Consider the following 20,479-nt stretch of genomic DNA (forward strand, 5'->3'; position numbering starts at 1 on the left):
CCGTGCTGCAGGCGTGGTCCGCCCAGCGCGTCCGCGCCGCCGAGGAGGCCCTGATGGGCGAGCTCGCCGACGGCGAGCTCATGGCCCGTGCAGCAGAGGGGCTGGCTGAGGTGTGCCGCGCCCGGCTGACTGCTTCTGGCGGCTCCCGTGTCGTGGTCCTCGCGGGGCCGGGCAACAACGGCGCCGATGCCTTGTATGCCGCGGCTCACCTCGCCGACGGCGGCTCGGACTGCGTTGCGCTGCAGGGAGGCTGGCCGTTGGCCATCGGCGATCCTGAGTCGTGGCTGGCCGCGGGTGTCCGCGTCGTCGCCCCCGACGGCGACTGGGTAACCGCCCTTGCCGACGCCGACCTCGTCATCGACGGGGTGCTTGGCATCGGCGGACGTCCGGGGCTGCCGGACGAGGCCGTGGCCTGGGTCGATGCGATCCCCGACTCTGCTTATGTCGTCAGCGTCGACCTCCCGTCGGGTCAGGACCCGGCAGGCGAGACGCCCTCGGACACCGGCGTGTTCGCCGACGAGACCGTGACCTTCGGCGTCGCCAAGCCGGTGCACCTGCTCCCTGCGACCGAGCCGGCCGTCGGTCGCCTGACGGTCATCGACATCGGGCTCACGGTGCAGGGTGCGCCGGATGTCGAGCGGCTCGACTTCGCGGATGTCGCCCGCCTGTGGCCGGTCCCGACCGACACCGATGACAAGTACTCCCGTGGCGTGCTCGGGGTGGTCGCCGGTGGTGAGGACTACTCGGGTGCAGCGGTCCTGTGCTGCACGGCGGCGGTCGGTGCCGGACTGGGGATGCTCCGCTACGTCGGCACCCCGACGCCGACCGGTCTGGTCCGGTCAGCCATCCCGGAGGCGGTGCACGGCGACGGACGGGTGCAGGCCTGGGTGGTCGGGCCCGGCCTCGACACCGGATCCCGGGCACGGGGCAGCAAGGCCCAGCTGGACGTCGCCCGGGCCGCCCTCGACTCCGAGCTGCCCGTCCTCGTCGATGCCGGCGGACTCGACCTGGTCGCCGGTCGCCGGGCCGGACCGACCCTGCTGACCCCCCACGCTGGAGAGCTGGCCCGGCTGCTCACCCGGCTCGAGGATGCCGAGACCACTCGCCCCGAGGTGGCGGCTGACCCGCTCGGCCACGCCCGCCGGGCGGCCGACCTGACCGGGGCGACGATCCTGCTGAAGGGCGCCACCACCCTGGTCGTCCCGCCAACCAGCGCAGGGCTGGCCGTGCGCTCGCAGAACGACGCACCCCCGTGGCTGGCCACTGCGGGTGCGGGCGATGTGTTGGCAGGAGTCTGCGGCGCCCTCCTGGCCGCCGGGCTCTCGCCGCTGGACGCCGGCAGCCTGGGCGCGCTCGTGCACGGGGTGGCCGCCGACCGGGCCAACCCGGGAGGGCCGGTCCGCGCGCTCGCGGTGGCCCACGGCATACCCGAGACCGTCGCCCACCTGCTCGTTCGCTGATTTCGGCGGTCGTGAAAGACTGCTCGGCGATGAGTGCCACCACGACGAACGCCACCCCAGCCCCGGCGCCGCCGGGGCTGCCCGCATGCGCCCAGGTCGACCTCGGCGCCATCACCAGCAACGTCGCAGCCCTCAAGGCGCTGGCCGGCAACGCAGAGGTGATGGCGGTCGTGAAGGCGGACGCCTATGGCCACGGTCTGCTGCCCAGCGCGCGCGCTGCCCTGCGTGGCGGAGCCACCTGGCTCGGCGTCGCCCAGCTCCCCGAGGCCGTCGAGCTGCGACGCGCCGGGATCGAGGCGCCGCTGCTCTCGTGGCTGCACGTGCCCGGTCAGGACTTCGTCAAGGCGGTCAACCTGGGCATCGACCTCGGTATCTCCACCACCTGGGCGCTCGACCAGGTGCTCGCGGCGGCCACCGTCTCCGGGCAGACCGCCCGCGTGCACCTCAAGGTCGACACCGGCCTGGGCCGCAACGGCGCCTGGGACGCAGACCTCGAGGCCCTTCTCGCGACCCTCGCCTCGGCGCAGGCCAAGCAGGCCGTCGAGGTCGTCGGCCTGTTCAGCCACTTCGCCTATGCCGACGCCCCGCAGCACCCGACGGTCAAGGCCCAGCAGGAGCGGTTCGAGGGCATCGTCGCCCAGGCCGAGCGCGCGGGGATCCGGCCGCAGGTGCGGCACCTGGCCAACTCGGCAGCCACGCTGACCAACCCGTCGGCCCACTACGACCTCGTGCGCCCGGGCCTGTCCGTCTACGGGCTCTCACCCGTCCCCGACCTGGCTGCGCCCGAGGACTTCGGTCTGCGTGAGGCGATGCGACTCGTCGCCCGGCTGTCCAGCGTGAAGGAATCCCCTGCAGGACAAGGGGTTTCGTACGGTCACGCCTACACGACCAGCGAGGACACCAGGCTCGGGTTGGTGCCGATGGGCTACAGCGACGGCGTGCCCAGGCACGCCACCAACGTCGGTCCGGTGCAGGTCGGCAGCCGCAGGTATGCCGTGGCGGGACGGGTCTGCATGGACCAGTTCGTCCTCGACCTGGGACGCGACAGCACCGCCAAGGCCGGCGACGAGGTCGTCCTGTTCGGCGTCGGCGTGGAGGGTGAGCCCACCGCGCAGGACTGGGCAGCAGCGATCGACACGATCAACTACGAGCTCGTGACACGGGTCGGCGCCAGGGTGCCTCGGGTCTACCTCGGCGGCGACACGTGAGCCCTGCGAACCGCAGCCTGGCCGGGCTCGGGATCGGCCTCGCGGCCGCCGGCGTGGCGGCTGCAGCCGGTATCGCCGCCGGACGGGTCACCAAGGAACGTCATGCCCGGCTGGCCGTCCTGGCCCCAGCCGGCGCCTATGCGCACACCCCAGACCTGGAGCTTGTGGTCATCGCCGACGACGGCGTGCCGCTGCACGTCGAGGTCGACGAGCCGGCCCCGGACGCCGCCACCGGCGACAAGCCGACCGTGGTCTTCTCGCACGGCTTCTGCCTGAGCCTCGAGAGCTGGGTGCTGCAGCGCAAGGAGCTCATCCGCGACGGCCATCGCGTGGTGACCTGGGACCAGCGTGGGCACGGGCGCTCCGGACGGGGCACCGAGGAGTCCTGCGACATCGACCAGCTGGGGCGCGACCTGTACCGCGTCATCGAAGAGGTCGCGCCGGATGGTCAGCTCGTCCTCGTGGGTCACTCCATGGGTGGCATGACGACCATGGCCCTGGCCGACCAGCACCCCGACCTGATCCGCGACCGGGTGGTGGCCACCGCGTTCGTCGCCACCAGCGCGGGCGGCGCCCAGCTCGTGTCGCTCGGCTTCGGCCAGTACTTCGGCAAGCTCGTGGGGCGCTTCGGCCCGGGGGTGCTGGACCGGCTCTCGGCGCGCCCCGGACTGGTCCGCACCGCGCTGCGCGCCGGCCGCGACATCGAGGAGTTCCTGGTGGAGCGGTGGAGCTTCGCGTCACCGGTGCCCCCGGCTGCGGTCCGACTGACCGGCGACATGATCTTCGGGACACCGCTGGACGTGATGGCCGACTTCCTGCCGACCTTCGACCGCCACGACAAGCGCGACGCGCTCGTCCACTTCCACGGTGTGGAGGTGTTGGTGCTCAACGGGAACCACGACGTGCTAACCCCGCCCGAGCACAGCGAGGAGATCGTCCACCTCATCCCCGGAGCCGAGCACGTGGTGATCGAGGAGGCCGGTCACATCATCATGCTCGAGCACCCCGAGGTGCTCAACGAGCAGTTCGCCGGCCTCATCGAGCGGGGCACCCGGGCCGCGGCTGAAGGCATCGAGATCGCGCGCAAGCCACGGGTCCGGCGCACTGTCACGGACCTGGCCAAGCGCCGCCGGGTGGCCAAGGCGCGTCGCGGGCAGAGCAGTGCCTGACCTGGTCAGCCCCGACCTGCCCACGGCCGAGGACACCCGGGCCTGGGGTGTGCGGCTCGGCCGCCTGCTGCGTGCCGGGGACCTCGTCGTCCTGACCGGCGGACTCGGGGCCGGCAAGACCACGCTGACCCAGGGGCTGGCCGAAGGAGTCGGGGTGCGCGGCCCGATCACCTCGCCGACCTTCGTCATCGCCCGCGTCCATCCGTCGCTGGTCGGCGGTCCCGCGCTCGTCCACGTCGACGCCTACCGCGTGGGTGGCTTCGCCGAGCTCGACGACCTCGATCTCGACACCTCGCTCGAGGACTCGGTCACCGTGGTCGAGTGGGGTCACGGGCTGGCCGAGGACCTGGCCGACGACCGGCTCGAAGTCACCCTGTCCGGTGAGGACACCCGCCGCGCCGCGGTCCAGACCCACGGTGACCGGTGGGCCACCGCCGACCTCACCTCCCTGGGTGGAGCTGCCTGATGTTGCTGCTGGCCATCGACACCTCGACCTCCGCAATCACCGTCGCGCTGCACGGTGACGAGGTCGCTGCGACCGCAACGGTTCTCGATGCGCGTGGTCACACCGAACACGTCGCGCCACTCATCGAACGCTGCCTGGAGTCAGCCGGGCGGAGCCCTGCTGACGTGACCGACGTGGTCGTCGGCAACGGCCCCGGACCCTTCACCGGCCTGCGGGTGGGCATCGTCACCGGGCTCGTCTTTGCGCACGCCCGCGGCATCCCGGTGCATGGCGTCTGCAGCCTCGACGTGCTCGCCTTCGACGTCGCTGCCCTGCGCGGCGAGGGTGACTTCCTCGTCGCCACCGACGCGCGCCGCAAGGAGGTCTACTGGGCGAGGTATGCCGCGTCGGCGGGTGTCGCACGTCGCCTCACCGATCCTGCGGTGGCGCTGCCGGCAGACCTGCCGGACGAGCTGCGTTCCCTGCCCACTGCCGGCCGCGGGCCGTTGCTCTATCCCCATCTCTTCCCCGCTCCCGTGCAGGTCCACGACGTCCAGGCCGGGTCGCTGGCAGTCGTTGCGCTGCAACGCCTGCGTGCTGGTGTGGCCATGCCGGTGGAGCCTCTCTACCTGCGACGGCCAGACGCGCTCACGACCGCAGAGCGGGCGAAGTCGTGAGGGAGCTGCACTGGACCGACATCGATGCCGTGGTGGGGCTGGAGCGCGAGCTCTTCCCCGACGACGCGTGGTCGCCGGCGAGCCTGTGGGCCGAGCTCGCTGCTCGTCCGCGACGGACCTACGTGGTCGACGAGGACGACGAGGGTGCAGTCGCGGGCTATGCCGGAGTCGACCTCGGTGGTGAGGTGGCCGACGTGATGACGATGGCGGTGGCGAGCCGCGCGCAGGGCGGTGGGCTGGGTCGCCGGCTCCTCGAGGAGCTGGTGGCGCGGGCGGCGGCCGACCACGCGGCCTACCTCATGCTCGAGGTGCGCGCCGACAACCTGCCTGCCCGAAAGCTCTATGAGTCAAGGGGATTCGAGCTGCTCACGGTGCGCCGCCGCTACTACCAGCCGGGTAACGTCGACGCGCACGTCATGCGGCTCACTCTGCAGGGAGCGACCGCATGAGCGCCGCATCGAGGAACACAGACCAGCCCCTCGTCCTCGGCCTCGAGACGTCCTGCGACGAGACGGGCGTGGGCATCGTGCGCGGCGAGACGCTGCTGTTCGACGCGATTGCCAGCAGCGTCGACGAGCACGCCCGGTTCGGCGGCGTGGTGCCCGAGGTGGCCAGCCGCGCGCACCTGGAGGCGATGGTTCCGACGATCGAACGCGCCACCCGTGAAGCCGGCGTCCGGCTCTCCGACCTGGACGCCATCGCCGTCACCTCCGGCCCCGGTCTCGCGGGCGCCCTGATGGTGGGGGTGGGCGCTGCGAAGGCCCTCTCGGTAGCCCTCGGGATCCCGCTGTACGGCGTCAACCACCTCGCGTCCCACGTCGCCGTCGACATCGTCGAGCACGGCCCGCTGCCCGAGCCGACCCTGGCCATGCTGGTCTCCGGCGGCCACTCGTCGTTGCTGCTGGTGCCCGACGTCACCCACGACATCCGTTCGCTGGGGTCGACGATCGACGACGCGGCGGGGGAGGCGTTCGACAAGGTCGCGCGCGTCCTCGGGCTGCCGTTCCCCGGTGGGCCGCACATCGACCGGATGGCTCGGGAGGGCAACCGGGTCGCCATCGACTTCCCGCGCGGACTGACGACGGGGCGCGACATGGAGCGCTACCGGTTCGACTTCTCGTTCTCCGGGCTCAAGACCTCCGTGGCCCGGTGGGTGCAGGCGCGCGAGGCGGCAGGGGAGCCGGTGCCCGTGGCAGACGTGGCCGCGTCGTTCCAGGAGGCGGTCACCGACGTGCTCACCCGCAAGGCCGTCCTGGCCTGCAAGGAGCACGGCGTCGCGAACCTCCAGATCGGCGGCGGGGTCGCCGCCAACAGCAGGCTCCGCGCGATGGCCCAGGAGCGCTGCGACGCGGCCGGGATCACGTTGCGCGTGCCGCGACCGGGCCTGTGCACCGACAACGGGGCAATGGTGGCCTCACTGGGGGCTCAGATGGTGCTCAAGGGGCGCGCGCCGTCCGACCTCGGGCTGCCGGCGGACTCGTCCATGCCGGTCACCCAGATCCAGTCGTAGCAGGCGCCGGCGCCGGCGCCGGTTCCGGCCCTGGGTCACCCGCACTTGACCAGGCCGAGGTCGGCCTTCAGGTCGAGCACGCGCGCGGCCGCCGCGTCCACCTGCGCCGCGAAGGCCGGGCTCGTGGCTCGCTTGGCCGCGATCGCCTTCAGCATCGCTGCGGCCTGCGACGCCTTCGCCGTGAGGACGATGTCGCCGCCGGCCGCGATGAAGCGCGTCGCCCGCTGCCCGACCGAGACGGGAGCCACGGCCTTGGCTGCGCCCACGTCGTCGGTGATGACCACCCCGTCGAAGCCCATCGACTCGCGCAGCAGGCCGGTGATCACGGCCTTGGAGAACATCGCCTGGTTCTCGGGGTCGAGCCGGGGGTAGCGCGCCGACGAGATCATCACCAGGGGCGCACCAGCCTCGATCCCCGCCGCGAAGGGCGCCAGGTAAGGGTCGTCGGGGCCGGTCGTCCGGTCAGTGATGCCCGAGCTGGTCACGTCGGTGTTCCCGGTGATGCGGCCGAGTCCCGGGAAGTGCTTGACCGTCGGCGCGATACCGGCGGCGAGGGTCCCGCGGACGAACGCCGCGGCATACCTCGCGTTGGTCTGGGGCGAGCCGGGCGCGAAGTCGCGGCGGTAGCGGCCGATCGGCTGGTTGGCGGCCCCGAGCGAGGTGGGCACGGTGTCGGAGACCGGCGCGAGGTTGACGTTGACGCCGCCCGCCACCAGCTCTCGCGACCACGTCTCGACGTTCTTCTCCTCGGCGGCGACGCCGGTCTGAGCCTGGGTGCGCGCTGACGGCATCCGGGTGAACCCGGGCCCGCGCAGCTGCTGGACCTGCCCACCCTCCTGGTCGGCGGCCACCAGCAGGCCGTCCACGGCGGCCGCCTTCAGTCGCTTGGAGATGGTCGCCATCGACGCGGTTCCGCCCGACCAGCCACCGAGGTAGATCACCCCGCCCAGCCCCTGGGCCTTGATCTGGGCCGCCAGGGCGCGTGAGCTGCCGGTCGGCTGGAGCCCGACCATGAGCAGCTGGCCCGACCGCTGTCGTGCCGTCATCGCTGCCGCGAGCTGCTCGCCGCACGTGGGGGCAGCGGTGGTCGTGCTGGAGGTGCTCGAGGTCCCCGACGACGTGGAGCTGGTGGCCGAACCCGGGCCGCTGGTCGAACCCGTGGCCGACCCGGTCGGTGTCGCCACGGGGCTGTCCGCGTCGCACGCAGCCGTTGCCGTCAGCGCCATCGCGGTCAGGGCGACCAGCACCAGGCGGGTGTGGCGGGCCGGGGGAGCAGTCACGGTCGGAACCTACCCCGCGGCCGTGGCCCCGACGAAACCCGGACTCAGTCGGATCCGCCGGGCCTCTGGCAGGATCGACGCATGGCCATTCCCGTCGTCCTCGACGTTGACACCGGGGTCGACGACGCCTGTGCCCTGCTGCTCGCCGCCCTGCACCCGGCGCTCGACCTGCGTGCGGTCTCCTGCGTCGGCGGCAACGCGCCGGTGGACGCCGTCGTGGCCAACACCCTCACGGCGCTCGATGCCGCGGGCCGCCCCGATGTCCCCGTGGCGCGTGGTGCCGACCGTCCGCTGCTGGAGGAACCCGTCGATGCCCGGCACGTCCACGGCCAGGACGGGATGGGCGACCTCGACTGGGCCAGGTCCGAGCGTGTGCCGGACCCGCGGCACGCCGTCGAGCTGCTCCGGGACGTGCTCCACGAGGCTGCCGACCACGGCGACGATGCCCGACGGATCACTCTCATCCCGCTCGCGCCGCTCACGAACATCGCGCTGCTCTTGCGCACCTATCCCAGTGTTGCCAAGGGAATTCGCGAGATCGTATTCATGGGTGGCGCTGCTGAAGTCGGCAACGCGACGGCCTCGGCCGAGTTCAACGTCTTCCACGACCCCGAGGCCGCGGCGGTCGTCTTGGACGCGTGCGCGGATCTCGACATCCCCGTCACGATGTACGGCCTGGACGTCTTCTACGCCCCGCGGATCAGCATCGAGACGGCCCGCAAGCTCGCTGCGCCGGGAGGTCACGGTGCGGCCGAGCTGGCCGGGCGGCTCATCGAGTTCCAGTGCGAGCGCTTCGGATCGGTGGACGCGACGATCGGTGACGCCGGTGCCGTCTGCGCCGTCCTCGAACCAGCCGGGGTCCGCCGGGAGCAGCTCCCCGTCCGGGTCGAGCTGGCCGGCACCTGGTCACGAGGCCGCACGATCGTCGACCGGCGCGACTGGTCGGGCGACCTCTCGCACGACCCACACGGCCAGGCGCGCTCCAGCATCGACGTCTGCCTCGAGGTCGACGCCCAGCGCTACGCAACGCTCTGGCTCGACACCGTGAGCGGCGGGATGCGCTGATGGGGCGGGTGGTCGTCCTCGGGTCGCTCAACGTGGACCTCGTCGCCACGGTGGAGCGTCACCCGAAACCCGGTGAGACGGTGCTGGCGGACGGCGAGCTGCAGCGGTTCGCCGGGGGCAAGGGCGGCAACCAGGCCGTAGCGGCTGCCGCAGCAGGTGCCCGCGTGAGCTTCGTCGGGGCCGTGGGTTCCGACGAGGGGGGCCGGGCCTACCTCGAGCGGCTGCGGTCGCGCGACATCGACGTCTCCGCGGTGCGCACCGTGGACGGCACCTCCACTGGTCAGGCGTGGATCACCGTCGACGACGAGGGCGAGAACTCCATCGTCGTCATCGCGGGCGCCAACGCCCAGGTCACCGCCGACCAGCTGGAGGGCCTGACCGACATCGGGCCCGGGGACGTCCTGCTGCTCCAGCTCGAGGTGCCGCTGCGGACCGTCGCCGCGGCCGCGCGCAGCGCCCACGGGCGCGGGGCGCGAGTGGTCCTCAACGCTGCGCCGTATGCCGCCCTGCCGCACGACGTGGTTGCCCTCGCCGACCCGCTTGTGGTCAACGAGCACGAGGCGCTGCAGCTGGCCGACAGCGATGCGGCACCCACCTCGGTGCTGGTGACCTTCGGCGCCGCGGGGTGCAGCTGGGACGGCGACCGGTCGGACGGCATACCCGTGGACGACGCGGACGTCGTGGACACGACCGGCGCCGGTGACGCGTTCTGTGGCGCGCTGGCTGCCGCCCTGGCCGCTGGCGCGACGCGGGAGCAGGCCGTCACGGCAGCCAGTGAGGCGGGCGCGGCCGCGGTCCGGCACCGCGGCGCGCAGCGTGACCCGGAGCTGTCCTAGAAGACCGAGACGTGCACGTGGTCCATGTGGTTGGCGGTCGGGCTGCCGCGGTCCGCCATGGCCTTCCAGCTGCCGCCGGGGTACCAGATGCGCTGACGCCAGATGAGGTACTTGATGTTGAGCTCACCGGCGTGCGCCTGGAGGAAGCTCGCGATGGTGTTGCCCTCGGTCGTGCTGCACATGATGTCGACCGCGTGGCCGGTGCCGTGGTCCAGTGGGTCGCCGGGGCGGTAGCCACCGAACGGCCCGGACCCGGGGAACTGCGCCTTGACCGCGTTGATGACGGCGATCGCGTTCGGCGTCATGCCCCCGACGTTGGACAGGCCGACGCGGGAGGTGTTGCGCGAGATGCCGGAGCTGCGGGAGGTGGCACCGTCGGCGGTGCTGCCCTGCCCGGCCTTGGCCTTGGGTGCCGCCTTCGCGGTGAACCCGATGACGCCGTACTTGGCGACCTGCGCCGGAGCCGAGACGGCTTCGGCGCGTGCCACGACCGGCGGCCGGAGCTCCGCGGAGGTCAGCTCGAAGGCCTGCGTCGAGGCGGGAGCGGGGGCGGCAAAGGCCGTGGCCACCCCGAGGGCCGACGCGGCCAGGCCGAGCCCCTTGAGGGCCGACTTGTGGCTCGGGCGTCGCCGCAGGCCTGACAGCAGGGCTGTGGAGCGGGCGCTGCTGGCGCGGTGACGGCCGGAGCCGGTGGTGTGGGGGGAAGGCATCGCCGACGAGGATACGAGATGGTAACGGCGCAGGGCCAACCCGCGGCGTGTCAGGGCGCAGCTTGGGCACCAGTGCGTGCAGTTGCCTCCGGTTGCGGCTCGGCGGTGGGCCATGGAGGGCCCGGGAACGGCCTGGTTCAGGCGGGGCGGACGATGATGGCCACCTGGTTGCTGCGCACCCGCGTGAGGATCACGATCGCCTCGTTGTGCCCCTTGGTCGGCAACCGCAGCTGGCGACGCAGCAGGTCCGCATCGACGCTCACGCCGCGCTTCTTGATGGTCAGCCGGTCGATGCCGTGGTCGCGCAGCCAGCCGCGCAGCGCCTTGACGTTGAACGGCATCGCCTCCACCACGGCATACCTCCTCGCAAAGGGGACGTCGACGGACCGCGTCGACCCGACGTAGCCGACACCCGCATCCAGCTCGGCGCCGTCGGTCGCGGCCGTGAGCGCGCTGACCAGACCGGCGCGCAGCACCGCCTTGTCGGGTTCGTAGAGCCAGCCGCCCAGCGCCGCGAGGTTCTGCAGCGGAGCAGCGTTCTCGTCCCCGTCGGCCTCACTGACGACGACGGCGGGGCCGGTGGCGCGGAGCAGAGCGGCGGTGCGGCCCCGGGTGCGCACGAGCGGACCCCACCAGACGACGCACTCGACGACGTCGCCCTCCCACGAGGTCCACTGCCCCTCGGTCCCGGCCGGCAGCGCCGCGTGCGGGAAGCCCGGGCTCAGCTTGGCGCCAGTGGCGGGCAGGGCGCGGGCGATGTCCTGGACGGTGTCCCACGTGGGCGAGATCTCGGAGAGGTTGAAGATCCGGCGGGTGCGACCGGAGACGTCCGCGACGCCCGGGGTGCGGCGCGCCGGGTCGAGCCACGCGCCCACCCCGCGGGCGCCCTCACCCGAAGGTGCGGTGAACTCCTCCACCACCCCTTGGTATGCCGTGGAGTCCGGCCAGTGCCGCAGGTTCACCGCGGCGATCCCCGCCGTGACCTCGTCGGCGTCGATCGCCCGGACCCGCAGGTCGAGCCCCGCCATCGCCATGGCGTCCGACCCGATGCCACACCCGAGGTCGTGCACGGTGTGGATGCCGGCGGCGCGGAAGCGTTGGGCGTGCTGGGCGGCGACCCCGAGCCTGGTTGCCTGCTCCAGGCCGTGGGAGGTGAGCACCATGCCGCGGGCGAACTCGCCGAACTTGTCCTTCGCCTTGGCCCGCAGCCGAGCCTGGTTGAGCGCGGCGGCGACGAGGTCGGGATCGAAGCCGGCGTCCCGAAGGCGTTGCTGCAGGGCCAGCGCGACCGACTCGTCGTACGGCGGGAGCGACTGCATCAGTCCCCAGCCCTCGCCGGTGGTCAGCCGTCGCAGCAGGGCCAGGTCCATGGCGGGCATTCTGTCGTACGGGAGGGCAGCGGGTGCCGGAGGCACTCGGGTGCTACGGACGGCGCCACTCGTAGGGCGTCGTCGTCGAGACCTTGAGGAAGCCGGAGCGTTCGAGGATCGGCCGGGAGAACTCGGTCGAGTCGCTGTTGATGTAGCGCTTGCCGTGGGCGATCGCCGACCGTGCTCGCGCCGACGTGAGGGCGCGGTAGATCCCCCGGCCCCGGTACTCGGGACGGGTGGCGCCACCCCAGATGCCGGCGAACTCGGTGCCGGCAACCGGCTCGAGGCGACCGGCACTGACGATCTCGCCGTCGTGCTCGGCGACCCACATCTCCATGTCGTCGCGGGTCCGCAGCCGGTGCAGGATCTGCTCGACCATCTCCGCCTCCTCTTCAGCGCTATCGCCGAAGACCTCAGCCTGCATGGCCATCATCCGGCGGACCTCCGCCTCCTCGGTGACCTGTCGGACGACCATCGCGTCGGGCAGCTCCACGTCGACGGCGAGCAGGTGGGCCTCGCCGATCATCACCGACTCGGACTCGTCGGGAGTGAAGCCGTGCGTGACGAGGGCCTCGTGCAGGCCCGGGGCGTGGTCGTGGCCCCGGGACTTCCACTCGACCCGCGTGATCTCGGGCATCGACTGGTAGTGCGCGAGGGCCTCCTCGACGAGCTGGGCGACCGAGTCCTCGGTGGCTGGCGCTCCGGCCGAGTCCAGGTTCCGGTAGGTGATGAAGCCTCGCCCGCCGACGAAGGTCGCCAGCACCAACGGGCCGAGCCGATCGGTGCGAACCGCCGACGGCACCTCCGCCTCCTCACGCAGCTGCTCGTCGTAGGCGCGCAGGAGGGTGGCGGCGTCAGCCGTGGGGGTGGGAGCAGCGGGCGTCTCGGGGGTGTCGGTCACGGGGCTGACCCTGCCGTCGGGAGGCCCTTTCGGGCAACTGGTTTGTGGGGCGGACGGGAGCCGGTCGTCCGCCGGTGGCGAACGCGCCGACAAACTCTGGCACTCGAGTTGACCGAGTGCTAACCACGAGCCTAGATTTGCGTTGGCACTCCGGTTCGCCGAGTGCTAACGCAGCCAGTCGGTCGACCCCCGCGACGGCGACCGCCAGGCAGTGCATCGGTACCAAGCTCCACAGCATGACCAGCACCATCCACCTGTCCATCTTCGACATTCCCGAAGGGGAGGTCACCATCGTGTCGGTTTCCATCAAGCCGCTCGAAGACCGCATCGTCGTCAAGTCCGTCGAGGCCGAGCAGACCACCGCGTCTGGCCTCGTCATCCCGGACACCGCGAAGGAGAAGCCCCAGGAGGGCGAGGTCCTCGCGATCGGTCCCGGCCGGATCGACGACAACGGCAACCGCGTCCCGCTCGACGTCACCATCGGTGACCGGGTCATCTACAGCAAGTACGGCGGCACCGAGATCAAGCACGGCGGCGAGGAGTACCTCATCCTCTCCGCCCGCGACATCCTCGCCATCGTCGGCTGAACGACGCTGCACTGAGAGCACGCCCCGGCGGGCCCCGCTGGGGCCTCGCCCGGGGCGTGCTCTTCTTCTCGGCTTTCCAGTTCCTGATCACCAGTTCGCCCCGGTATGCCGCATGGCCGGCATACGGCTGAATCTCACTGAACCAGAAGGACATTCATGGCTAAGACGCTGGAGTTCAACGACTCCGCCCGCAAGTCGCTGGAGCGCGGCGTTGACGCGCTCGCGAACGCGGTCAAGGTGACGCTCGGCCCGAAGGGCCGCAACGTCGTCATCGACAAGAAGTGGGGCGCCCCGACCATCACCAACGATGGCGTGACCATCGCCCGTGAGATCGAGCTCGAGGACCCGTACGAGAACCTCGGTGCCCAGCTCGCGAAGGAGGTCGCCACCAAGACCAACGACGTCGCGGGTGACGGCACCACCACCGCCACCGTGCTCGCCCAGGCCATGGTCAAGGAGGGCCTGCGCAACGTTGCTGCAGGCGCCGCTCCGGCCAGCCTGAAGCGTGGCATCGACGCTGCGGTCAGGGCCGTCAGCGAGCGGCTGCTCGAGACGGCTCGCGAGATCGAGGGCAAGGAAGAGATCGCCCAGGTCGCCGCGCTGTCCGCACAGGACGAGACGATCGGCTCGACCATCGCCGAGGCATTCGACAAGGTCGGCAAGGACGGCGTCATCACCGTCGAGGAGTCTTCGACCGCGACGACCGAGCTCGAGTTCACCGAGGGCATGCAGTTCGACAAGGGCTACATCTCGCCCTACTTCGTCTCCGATGCCGAGCGCATGGAGGCCGTGGTCGAGGACGCCTACATCCTCATCAACCAGGGCAAGATCTCGGCGATCGCCGACGTCCTCCCGGTGCTGGAGAAGGTCGTCAAGACCGGCAAGCCGTTGCTGATCATCGCCGAGGACATCGACGGCGAAGCGCTGTCGACCCTGGTGGTCAACAAGATCCGTGGCACGTTCAACGTGGTTGCGGTCAAGGCGCCCGGCTTCGGCGACCGTCGCAAGGCGATGCTCCAGGACATGGCGACCCTCACCGGTGGCCAGGTCATCTCCGAGGAGGTCGGCCTCAAGCTCGACCAGGCTGACCTCGACGTGCTGGGCCAGGCCCGCCGCGTCGTCGTCACCAAGGACACCACCACGATCATCGACGGCGCCGGCAACTCCGACGACGTCGCCGGCCGGGTCAACCAGCTCAAGGCCGAGATCGAGCGCACCGACTCCGACTGGGACCGCGAGAAGCTCCAGGAGCGTCTCGCCAAGCTCGCCGGTGGCGTCTGCGTCATCAAGGTGGGTGCCCACACCGAGGTGGAGCTCAAGGAGAAGAAGCACCGCATCGAGGACGCCATCTCGGCGACTCGCGCGGCCATCGAGGAGGGCATCGTCGCCGGTGGCGGCTCCGCCCTCGTCCACGCCTCCAGCGTCATCGACGACCTCGACCTCGAGGGCGACGAGGCGACCGGTGCGCTCATCGTCAAGAAGGCGTCGGCCGAGCCGCTGCGCTGGATCGCCGAGAACGCCGGCATGGAGGGCTACGTCGCCGTCTCCAAGGTGCGCGAGCTCACCGCGGGCAACGGCCTCAACGCCGCGACCGGCGAGTACGGCGACCTGATCAAGGCCGGCGTCATCGACCCGGTCAAGGTCACCCGCTCCGCTCTGGTCAACGCCGCCTCGATCGCGTCGATGGTGCTCACCACCGACACGCTCGTCGTGGAGAAGAAGGAAGACGACGACAGCCAGGGCGCCGGCGGCCACGGTCACGGCCACGGTCACTGACCGGGCCAAGCAGGTCGTCCAAGACTGAGCAGGTTGACAGAGGCTGACGTGCGGCGCTGAGCCGCCCGGCATACCTCTCGAAGGCCCGTCCCCACTGCGGGGGCGGGCCTTCGTCGTGCCTGCCGTCATACGATGCGGTGAACGGGGTGGCGCAGAGCGAGGTGGCCCATGGCGGATCGGTTCGCCGAACCTCCCAGCTTCGACGAGTACGTCGTGGCTCGGGGTGCCGACCTGCTGCGGACCGCGTGGCTGCTGGTCGGGGACGACCGGGGTGCCGAGTCACTGGTCCGGGCGACCCTCGCCCGCAGCTGGCCGCAGTGGCACCACCTGTCCGAGGTGGGGGCTGGGTCGTACGACGCGGAGCTGCGACGGTCGCTGATGGCGACCTATCTGGGGCGTTCGCGTATTCACCGAAGTCACGACGAACACGCGAAACCCGCTGTGCCGCAGGGTCTCACGTCGACCCCTCCCTCTAAGACGCACGTGCTGAACGCGTTGGGCGGGTTGTCCCGCCGCGAGCGGGCGATCCTCGTGCTGTGGACCTTCGACGGCCTCAGCGAGACCCAGATCGCCGACGCGCTCGACGACGGCGTCGCAGCGGTCCACCGCCAGCGGCTGCACGCCCTCGGGACCGTCGGGGCGGAGCTCGCACTCGACGAGGAGGGACTGCGCGCAGTCCTCGCCGGGTTGCCGCCCCAGGACCCGTCGATCAACGGCCTTGTCGACCCACCTCGCGCGTATCCCGGGTGGAGACGCGGTGCGCGCGGGTGGGCGCTGGCCGCAGCGGGCCTGGTCGTGGTGGCCGTGGTTGGTGGGCTCGCCTCCAGAGGCGGTGACGCCGGGGTCGGCCCGACTCCACCGACCCCGGAGAAGGAGAGCCTGGCGTGCCGGACGACCTACGGGCCACCGACAGCACCCGTCGTCCCCAGTGAGCCGCTCAGCATCACGGTCGCCGCCGTCCTCGTCTGTGCCCAGACCGACGTGGGGTCGGTCTGGGCCGGCTCGCTACCGCCCGATGCCCCCGTCAGCGTGCCGCTCGCGGTCGACGCGCTGGCCCTTCAGCCGCGCACCGGCGGATCCGAGTGTGCCGCCCTCCCTCAGGGGCCGGCCTTCCGCATGGTGCTCGAGGGAAAGGACGGCGCCTTCAGGACCTACGCCAACGAGGGTCTCGCCTGCAACGGCTGGCCCGCTCTCGCGAGCTACTACGTCGCTCTGGCGGAACAGTCGGCGGAAGCAGGCTCCGGGTCCGGTTCGACGGGCGACGGGTTCCTGGGGTGCCCGTCGATCCTCGGCAAGACCCTCTCGTCGCCGGGCGTCGCGCCACCGAGCCTGTCCCGGGGGACCGTGCTGGTGACGGCGACCGCCTGCCTGCACCCGCGAGCCGTCCTCACCAAGCTCCCGCGGTACCGCGCGATCCGGACCAACGTCATGGGCGCCCCCCAGCTCGCCCAGCTCAACGCCGACCTGGCCAGGGCGGGGTCGAGCCTGGCGCCCGGCAGCACCTGCGTCGCAGGGAGCTCACTGTTCGTGGTGCGGGGGAAGACCGACGAGGGGCGACTGGTCGAGCTCAGCAGCGTGTGCGCCGACCTGTTCACGGTGGACTGGAAGGCGCGCGACAGCTGGCCGGTGAGCAAGCAGACCCGGGACATGCTCCGAGCCCTTCTGGTCGTCGCCGACTGAGCGACGGGGCTTGAACCCGTCGCCGAGGCGGCGCGAGCTCAGCCTGCTCTGACCACGGTCAGGGACTGACCGGCATACCCAACGCTCTGACCCGGGCGCACCTGCGCGCCGCGGCGGACCTCCACCGCACCGTCGACGGTGACCTCCCCGAGCTCGATGACCGACCGCGCCATCGCGCCGTCGTCGACCACCCCCGCGAGCTTGAGCAGCTGGCCGAGTCGGATCGACTCGTCACGGATGGGGACGTCGAGGGGGCTGCTCACGCAGCCGAGTCTAGGTCGCTCAGCTGGCGGTCGGGACGGCGTGGCCGGCGTAGTGGGCCTCGCGCTCGTCCTCGGTCATCGCGCCCCACACGCCGTAGGGCTCGCGGACCCGCAAGGCGTGCTCGCGACACTGCTTGAGCACCGGGCAGGCGAGGCAGACCTCTTTGGCCTGGGAGTCGCGGGACCGGCGAGCCGGGCCACGCTCACCCTCGGGGTGGAAGAAGACCTCTGGGTTGAGCTGGCGACAGGAGCCGTCAAGCTGCCATTCCCACAGGTCAGCGACTGGTCCCGGAAGCCGTGACAACTCAGCCATGTCGTCCTCTTCTCCCCGCGGCACGTTGCCGCACGTCTCGGACGCTACCGCCCCCTGACCTGCGGAAACAGTCCAGAAAGTTAAGGACTTGTTCAAGGCCCTTCACACGCGACGGGGTCATCCCGAATGCTGGACAGTGCGCGCGCGCCAGCTCTCCCGGGCCTGTCCGGATGTCCGGGACGGGGCGGCTACGATTGGGCAATGAGCCTTGGTGTCGACCTGGAAGACCGTCAGCGCCTGTCGGAGTCCGCTCCCGACTCGACCCCGGAGCCCACTCCCGAGCTCGAGGAGCACGACCCGTTCGGCAAGCTGGGCCTGACCTACGACGACGTCCTCCTGCTTCCCGGTGAGACCGACGTGATCCCGTCGGACGTCGACACCACGGCGCGGCTGACCCGGGAGCTGTCCCTGCGGATCCCGCTCGTCTCAGCGGCGATGGACACCGTCACCGAGTCGCGGATGGCCATCGCGATGGCCCGGCAGGGCGGGATCGGCATCCTCCACCGCAACCTGTCGATCGAGGACCAGGCCTACCAGGTTGACCTCGTGAAGCGGACCCAGACGGGGATGATCAGCAACCCCATCACGATCGGTCCCGACGCCACGCTCGAGGAGCTCGACCGGATCTGCGGCGAGTACCGCGTCTCCGGCCTCCCGGTCGTCCAGCCCGACGCGACCCTCATCGGCATGATCACCAACCGCGACCTGCGGTTCACACCGGTCGCCGAGTGGGGCACCACGCTGGTGCGCGACGTCATGACGCCGATGCCCCTCGTCACTGGCGCCGTCGGCATCTCGCGGGACGACGCGACCGCCCTGCTGCGCCAGCACAAGCGCGAGCGGCTGCCGCTGGTCGACGACCGTGGCCGGCTCGCCGGCCTCATCACCGTCAAGGACTTCGTGAAGTCCGAGCAGTTCCCCCACGCCAGCAAGGACGACCACGGCCGGCTGCTCGTCGGGGCCGCGATCGGCTTCTTCGGCGATGCGTGGGAGCGGGCGACCACCCTTGTGGAGGCAGGCGTCGACGTGCTCGTTGCCGACACCGCCAACGGCCACGCCCGGCTCATGCTCGACATGGTCCGCCGGCTGAAGACCGACCCGGCCACCCGGCACGTCCAGGTCATCGGTGGCAACGTCGCGACCCGCGCCGGGGCCCAGGCCCTCGTCGACGCCGGCGTCGACGCCGTCAAGGTCGGCGTCGGACCGGGCTCGATCTGCACCACGCGCGTGGTCGCCGGTGTGGGCGTGCCGCAGGTGACCGCCATCTACGACGCCTCCCTCGCCTGCCGCCGGGCCGGTGTGCCCGTGATCGGTGATGGCGGGCTCCAGTACTCCGGTGACATCGCCAAGGCGCTCGTCGCCGGGGCAGACACCGTCATGCTGGGCTCGCTGCTCGCCGGCTGCGAGGAGAGCCCCGGCGAGCTGATCTTCGTCAACGGCAAGCAGTTCAAGTCCTACCGCGGCATGGGGTCGCTCGGAGCGATGGCCTCGCGTGGAAAGAAGTCCTTCTCCAAGGACCGGTACTTCCAGGCCGATGTCGCCAGCGACGACAAGATCGTGCCCGAGGGCATCGAGGGCCAGGTTGCCTACCGCGGCCCGCTCGGCAACGTCGTCCACCAGCTCGTCGGCGGCTTGGCCCAGTCCATGTTCTACGTCGGTGCACCGACCATCCCCGAGCTCAAGGCTCGCGGAAAGTTCGTGCGGATCACCTCGGCGGGACTCAAGGAGAGCCACCCGCACGACATCCAGATGACCGTCGAGGCACCCAACTACAGCGGCCGCTGAGTCGCCCCACCGAGTGTCCAGATCGGGATACGCAATCTGGGTGAGTCGCGACGGGCTCCGGCAACTTATGGTGGCGACACGAGCGCTTTCGCGTATCGCAGCAGGGGGTTCGCCAAGTACGTCGTCGTGCCACGCCATGGCCTGGTCCGACGATCCAAGGGCGTCCCGTCGCCGGCCGCCCCCTCACCCGGCGACGGGACGTCGCGCGCGGACGTGGTTGGCGGACGGGGTGGGCGGACAGCCCTGGGCGCGCGTCGTGGCCCCGATCCAACTCCCGATAGCCTTGCGCGGTGACTGAGATCGAGATCGGCCGAGGCAAGCGCGGCCGTCGGGCCTACTCCTTCGACGACATCGCGGTGGTCCCCTCGAGGCGCACCCGCGACCCCGAGGACGTGTCCGTCGGCTGGCAGATCGACGCCTACCACTTCGACATCCCGGTCATCGCTGCCCCGATGGACTCGGTGATGTCCCCTGACTCCGCCATCGCGCTCGGCAAGCTCGGCGGTCTGCCGGTCCTCGACCTCGAGGGTCTCTGGACCCGCTACGACGACCCGACCCCGCTGCTCGCCGAGATCGCCACGCTCGACCCGGCCCTGGCGACCGCTCGGATGCAGGAGATCTACTCTGCCGAGATCCAGCCCGAGCTGATCACCCAACGACTGCGCCAGGTGCGCGAGGCAGGAGTCACCGCTGCCGGTGCACTCAGCCCGCAGCGCACCCAGCAGTTCTGGAAGACCGTCGTCGACGCCGGCGTGGACCTGTTCGTCATCCGTGGCACGACCGTCAGCGCCGAGCACGTCTCGGGCCGCGCCGAGCCGCTCAACCTCAAGCGGTTCATCTACGAGCTCGACGTGCCCGTCATCGTCGGTGGCGCCGCGTCCTACACGGCCGCCCTGCACCTCATGCGCACCGGCGCCGCCGGCGTCCTCGTCGGGTTCGGCGGGGGAGCGGCGCACACCACCCGTCGCACCCTCGGCATCCACGCGCCGATGGCCAGCGCCATCGCCGACGTGGCGGCGGCCCGCCGTGACTACCTCGACGAGTCGGGTGGCCGCTACGTCCACGTCATCGCCGACGGTGGCATGGGCGACAGCGGCGACATCGTCAAGGCCGTGGCCTGTGGCGCCGACGCCGTGATGCTGGGTGCCGCGCTCGCGCGGGCCACCGAAGCCCCCGGTCGCGGCCTGCACTGGGGGTCCGAGGCCCACCACCCCGACCTGCCTCGCGGCGAGCGCGTCGAGGTCGGAGCCCTGGCCCCGCTCGAGCAGATCCTGTTCGGCCCTGGACGCACCGCCGACGGCAAGAGCAACCTGATCGGCGCGCTGCGCCGGGCGATGGCCACCACCGGCTACTCCGACCTCAAGGAGTTCCAGCGGGTCGAGGTCGTCGTCGCGCCCTACCAGCGCAGCTGACCGCTCCCAGTGACCAGGGTCGCTAACTTACT

The 20,479-nt window shown here is 71.3% G+C and carries 20 protein-coding genes; 14 read left to right on the plus strand and 6 right to left on the minus strand.

Translation table 11 applies throughout. From position 1 onward, the window contains the following. Window positions 1-2: 2 nt before the first annotated feature. Genes EAH86_RS00370 through tsaD form a run of 7 tightly spaced genes read left to right on the plus strand, consistent with a single transcriptional unit; the run spans window position 3 to window position 6,469 of the window. Window positions 3-1,460, plus strand: a complete 1,458-nt coding sequence (locus tag EAH86_RS00370) for a bifunctional ADP-dependent NAD(P)H-hydrate dehydratase/NAD(P)H-hydrate epimerase (protein ID WP_140736658.1) — start codon at window positions 3-5, stop codon at window positions 1,458-1,460. 29 nt (window positions 1,461-1,489) lie between these two features. Continuing rightward, window positions 1,490-2,668 (plus strand): alanine racemase, encoded by a 1,179-nt coding sequence (gene alr / locus EAH86_RS00375; protein WP_140736659.1) that lies wholly within the window; start codon window positions 1,490-1,492, stop codon window positions 2,666-2,668. Next, on the plus strand, window positions 2,665-3,837 hold the full coding sequence (locus EAH86_RS00380; protein ID WP_161988532.1) for an alpha/beta fold hydrolase: 1,173 nt from the start codon (window positions 2,665-2,667) through the stop codon (window positions 3,835-3,837). Before alr ends, EAH86_RS00380 begins: the two co-directional genes overlap by 4 nt. Continuing rightward, a complete protein-coding gene (tsaE, locus tag EAH86_RS00385) occupies window positions 3,830-4,303 on the plus strand; it encodes a tRNA (adenosine(37)-N6)-threonylcarbamoyltransferase complex ATPase subunit type 1 TsaE (RefSeq protein ID WP_206665691.1) in 474 nt (157 codons plus the stop codon). Before EAH86_RS00380 ends, tsaE begins: the two co-directional genes overlap by 8 nt. Continuing rightward, on the plus strand, window positions 4,303-4,959 hold the full coding sequence (gene tsaB, locus EAH86_RS00390; protein WP_140736662.1) for a tRNA (adenosine(37)-N6)-threonylcarbamoyltransferase complex dimerization subunit type 1 TsaB: 657 nt from the start codon (window positions 4,303-4,305) through the stop codon (window positions 4,957-4,959). The genes tsaE and tsaB overlap by 1 nt, the downstream gene beginning before the upstream one ends. Then, window positions 4,956-5,408, plus strand: coding sequence for a ribosomal protein S18-alanine N-acetyltransferase (gene rimI, locus EAH86_RS00395; RefSeq protein WP_241668101.1), 453 nt, complete (start codon window positions 4,956-4,958; stop codon window positions 5,406-5,408). Before tsaB ends, rimI begins: the two co-directional genes overlap by 4 nt. Continuing rightward, complete coding sequence (tsaD, locus tag EAH86_RS00400) at window positions 5,405-6,469, plus strand: tRNA (adenosine(37)-N6)-threonylcarbamoyltransferase complex transferase subunit TsaD (RefSeq protein WP_140736663.1); 1,065 nt, start codon at window positions 5,405-5,407, stop codon at window positions 6,467-6,469. The genes rimI and tsaD overlap by 4 nt, the downstream gene beginning before the upstream one ends. Window positions 6,470-6,504: 35 nt before the next feature. On the opposite strand, the gene EAH86_RS00405 is transcribed toward tsaD, so the two are convergent. After that, complete coding sequence (locus EAH86_RS00405; protein WP_241668102.1) at window positions 6,505-7,749, minus strand: glycoside hydrolase family 3 N-terminal domain-containing protein; 1,245 nt, start codon at window positions 7,747-7,749, stop codon at window positions 6,505-6,507. Between the two features lie 81 nt (window positions 7,750-7,830). Between EAH86_RS00405 and EAH86_RS00410 the strand changes: the two genes are divergently transcribed. After that, entirely contained in the window at window positions 7,831-8,814 is a 984-nt protein-coding gene (locus EAH86_RS00410) for a nucleoside hydrolase (protein WP_140736664.1), read from the plus strand. Next, complete coding sequence (locus tag EAH86_RS00415; RefSeq protein ID WP_140736665.1) at window positions 8,814-9,650, plus strand: ribokinase; 837 nt, start codon at window positions 8,814-8,816, stop codon at window positions 9,648-9,650. Before EAH86_RS00410 ends, EAH86_RS00415 begins: the two co-directional genes overlap by 1 nt. Here the strand turns inward: EAH86_RS00415 and EAH86_RS20725 are convergent. The 3 genes from EAH86_RS20725 to EAH86_RS00430 all read right to left on the minus strand — a co-directional run bounded on the left by EAH86_RS20725 (window position 9,647) and on the right by EAH86_RS00430 (window position 12,631). Beyond that, the gene (locus EAH86_RS20725) at window positions 9,647-10,360 is read right to left on the minus strand and encodes a hypothetical protein (RefSeq protein ID WP_140736666.1); all 714 of its coding nucleotides are present in this window, start codon (window positions 10,358-10,360) and stop codon (window positions 9,647-9,649) included. The genes EAH86_RS00415 and EAH86_RS20725 overlap by 4 nt on opposite strands. Window positions 10,361-10,497: 137 nt before the next feature. Next, window positions 10,498-11,730, minus strand: a complete 1,233-nt coding sequence (locus tag EAH86_RS00425) for a class I SAM-dependent methyltransferase (protein ID WP_140736667.1) — start codon at window positions 11,728-11,730, stop codon at window positions 10,498-10,500. Window positions 11,731-11,782: 52 nt separating this feature from the next. Further along, entirely contained in the window at window positions 11,783-12,631 is an 849-nt protein-coding gene (locus EAH86_RS00430) for a GNAT family N-acetyltransferase (RefSeq protein ID WP_140736668.1), read from the minus strand. A gap of 293 nt (window positions 12,632-12,924) precedes the next feature. Between EAH86_RS00430 and groES the strand changes: the two genes are divergently transcribed. The 3 genes from groES (at window position 12,925) to EAH86_RS00445 (ending at window position 16,674) form a co-directional block, all read left to right on the plus strand. After that, window positions 12,925-13,218, plus strand: coding sequence for a co-chaperone GroES (groES, locus tag EAH86_RS00435; RefSeq protein ID WP_140737439.1), 294 nt, complete (start codon window positions 12,925-12,927; stop codon window positions 13,216-13,218). Window positions 13,219-13,374: 156 nt separating this feature from the next. Then, entirely contained in the window at window positions 13,375-14,994 is a 1,620-nt protein-coding gene (gene groL / locus EAH86_RS00440) for a chaperonin GroEL (RefSeq protein ID WP_140736669.1), read from the plus strand. A 168-nt stretch (window positions 14,995-15,162) separates the two neighbouring features. Further along, window positions 15,163-16,674, plus strand: coding sequence for an RNA polymerase sigma factor (locus EAH86_RS00445; protein WP_140736670.1), 1,512 nt, complete (start codon window positions 15,163-15,165; stop codon window positions 16,672-16,674). A gap of 38 nt (window positions 16,675-16,712) precedes the next feature. Here EAH86_RS00445 and EAH86_RS00450 read toward each other — a convergent pair whose 3' ends face one another. Both EAH86_RS00450 and EAH86_RS00455 read right to left on the minus strand, forming a co-directional pair. Continuing rightward, window positions 16,713-16,937: an RNA-binding S4 domain-containing protein gene (locus EAH86_RS00450; protein ID WP_140736671.1), complete on the minus strand. Its 225-nt coding sequence runs from the start codon at window positions 16,935-16,937 to the stop codon at window positions 16,713-16,715. A 19-nt stretch (window positions 16,938-16,956) separates the two neighbouring features. Beyond that, window positions 16,957-17,250, minus strand: a complete 294-nt coding sequence (locus EAH86_RS00455; RefSeq protein WP_140736672.1) for a WhiB family transcriptional regulator — start codon at window positions 17,248-17,250, stop codon at window positions 16,957-16,959. Between the two features lie 201 nt (window positions 17,251-17,451). Here EAH86_RS00455 and guaB point away from each other — a divergent pair, with 201 nt between their 5' ends. Beyond that, window positions 17,452-19,035: an IMP dehydrogenase gene (gene guaB / locus EAH86_RS00460; protein ID WP_140736673.1), complete on the plus strand. Its 1,584-nt coding sequence runs from the start codon at window positions 17,452-17,454 to the stop codon at window positions 19,033-19,035. A gap of 290 nt (window positions 19,036-19,325) precedes the next feature. After that, window positions 19,326-20,447, plus strand: a complete 1,122-nt coding sequence (locus tag EAH86_RS00465) for a GuaB3 family IMP dehydrogenase-related protein (RefSeq protein ID WP_140736674.1) — start codon at window positions 19,326-19,328, stop codon at window positions 20,445-20,447. Window positions 20,448-20,479 lie beyond the last annotated feature (32 nt).

It is taken from the genome of Pedococcus bigeumensis (genome assembly GCF_006438965.1).
In the GTDB taxonomy this organism is placed as follows: Bacteria; Actinomycetota; Actinomycetes; order Actinomycetales; family Dermatophilaceae; genus Pedococcus; species Pedococcus bigeumensis_A.

Excerpts from the sequence above, each read along its gene's own strand:
- alr (WP_140736659.1), top strand. The coding sequence starts at position 1,490 with ATGAGTGCCACCACGACGAACGCCACCCCAGCCCCGGCGCCGCCGGGG.
- tsaB (WP_140736662.1), top strand. The coding sequence starts at position 4,303 with ATGTTGCTGCTGGCCATCGACACCTCGACCTCCGCAATCACCGTCGCG.
- tsaD (WP_140736663.1), top strand. The coding sequence starts at position 5,405 with ATGAGCGCCGCATCGAGGAACACAGACCAGCCCCTCGTCCTCGGCCTC.
- EAH86_RS00410 (WP_140736664.1), top strand. The coding sequence starts at position 7,831 with ATGGCCATTCCCGTCGTCCTCGACGTTGACACCGGGGTCGACGACGCC.
- EAH86_RS00415 (WP_140736665.1), top strand. The coding sequence starts at position 8,814 with ATGGGGCGGGTGGTCGTCCTCGGGTCGCTCAACGTGGACCTCGTCGCC.
- EAH86_RS20725 (WP_140736666.1), bottom strand. The coding sequence starts at position 10,360 with ATGCCTTCCCCCCACACCACCGGCTCCGGCCGTCACCGCGCCAGCAGC.
- EAH86_RS00425 (WP_140736667.1), bottom strand. The coding sequence starts at position 11,730 with ATGGACCTGGCCCTGCTGCGACGGCTGACCACCGGCGAGGGCTGGGGA.
- groL (WP_140736669.1), top strand. The coding sequence starts at position 13,375 with ATGGCTAAGACGCTGGAGTTCAACGACTCCGCCCGCAAGTCGCTGGAG.
- EAH86_RS00445 (WP_140736670.1), top strand. The coding sequence starts at position 15,163 with ATGGCGGATCGGTTCGCCGAACCTCCCAGCTTCGACGAGTACGTCGTG.
- EAH86_RS00455 (WP_140736672.1), bottom strand. The coding sequence starts at position 17,250 with ATGGCTGAGTTGTCACGGCTTCCGGGACCAGTCGCTGACCTGTGGGAA.
- guaB (WP_140736673.1), top strand. The coding sequence starts at position 17,452 with ATGAGCCTTGGTGTCGACCTGGAAGACCGTCAGCGCCTGTCGGAGTCC.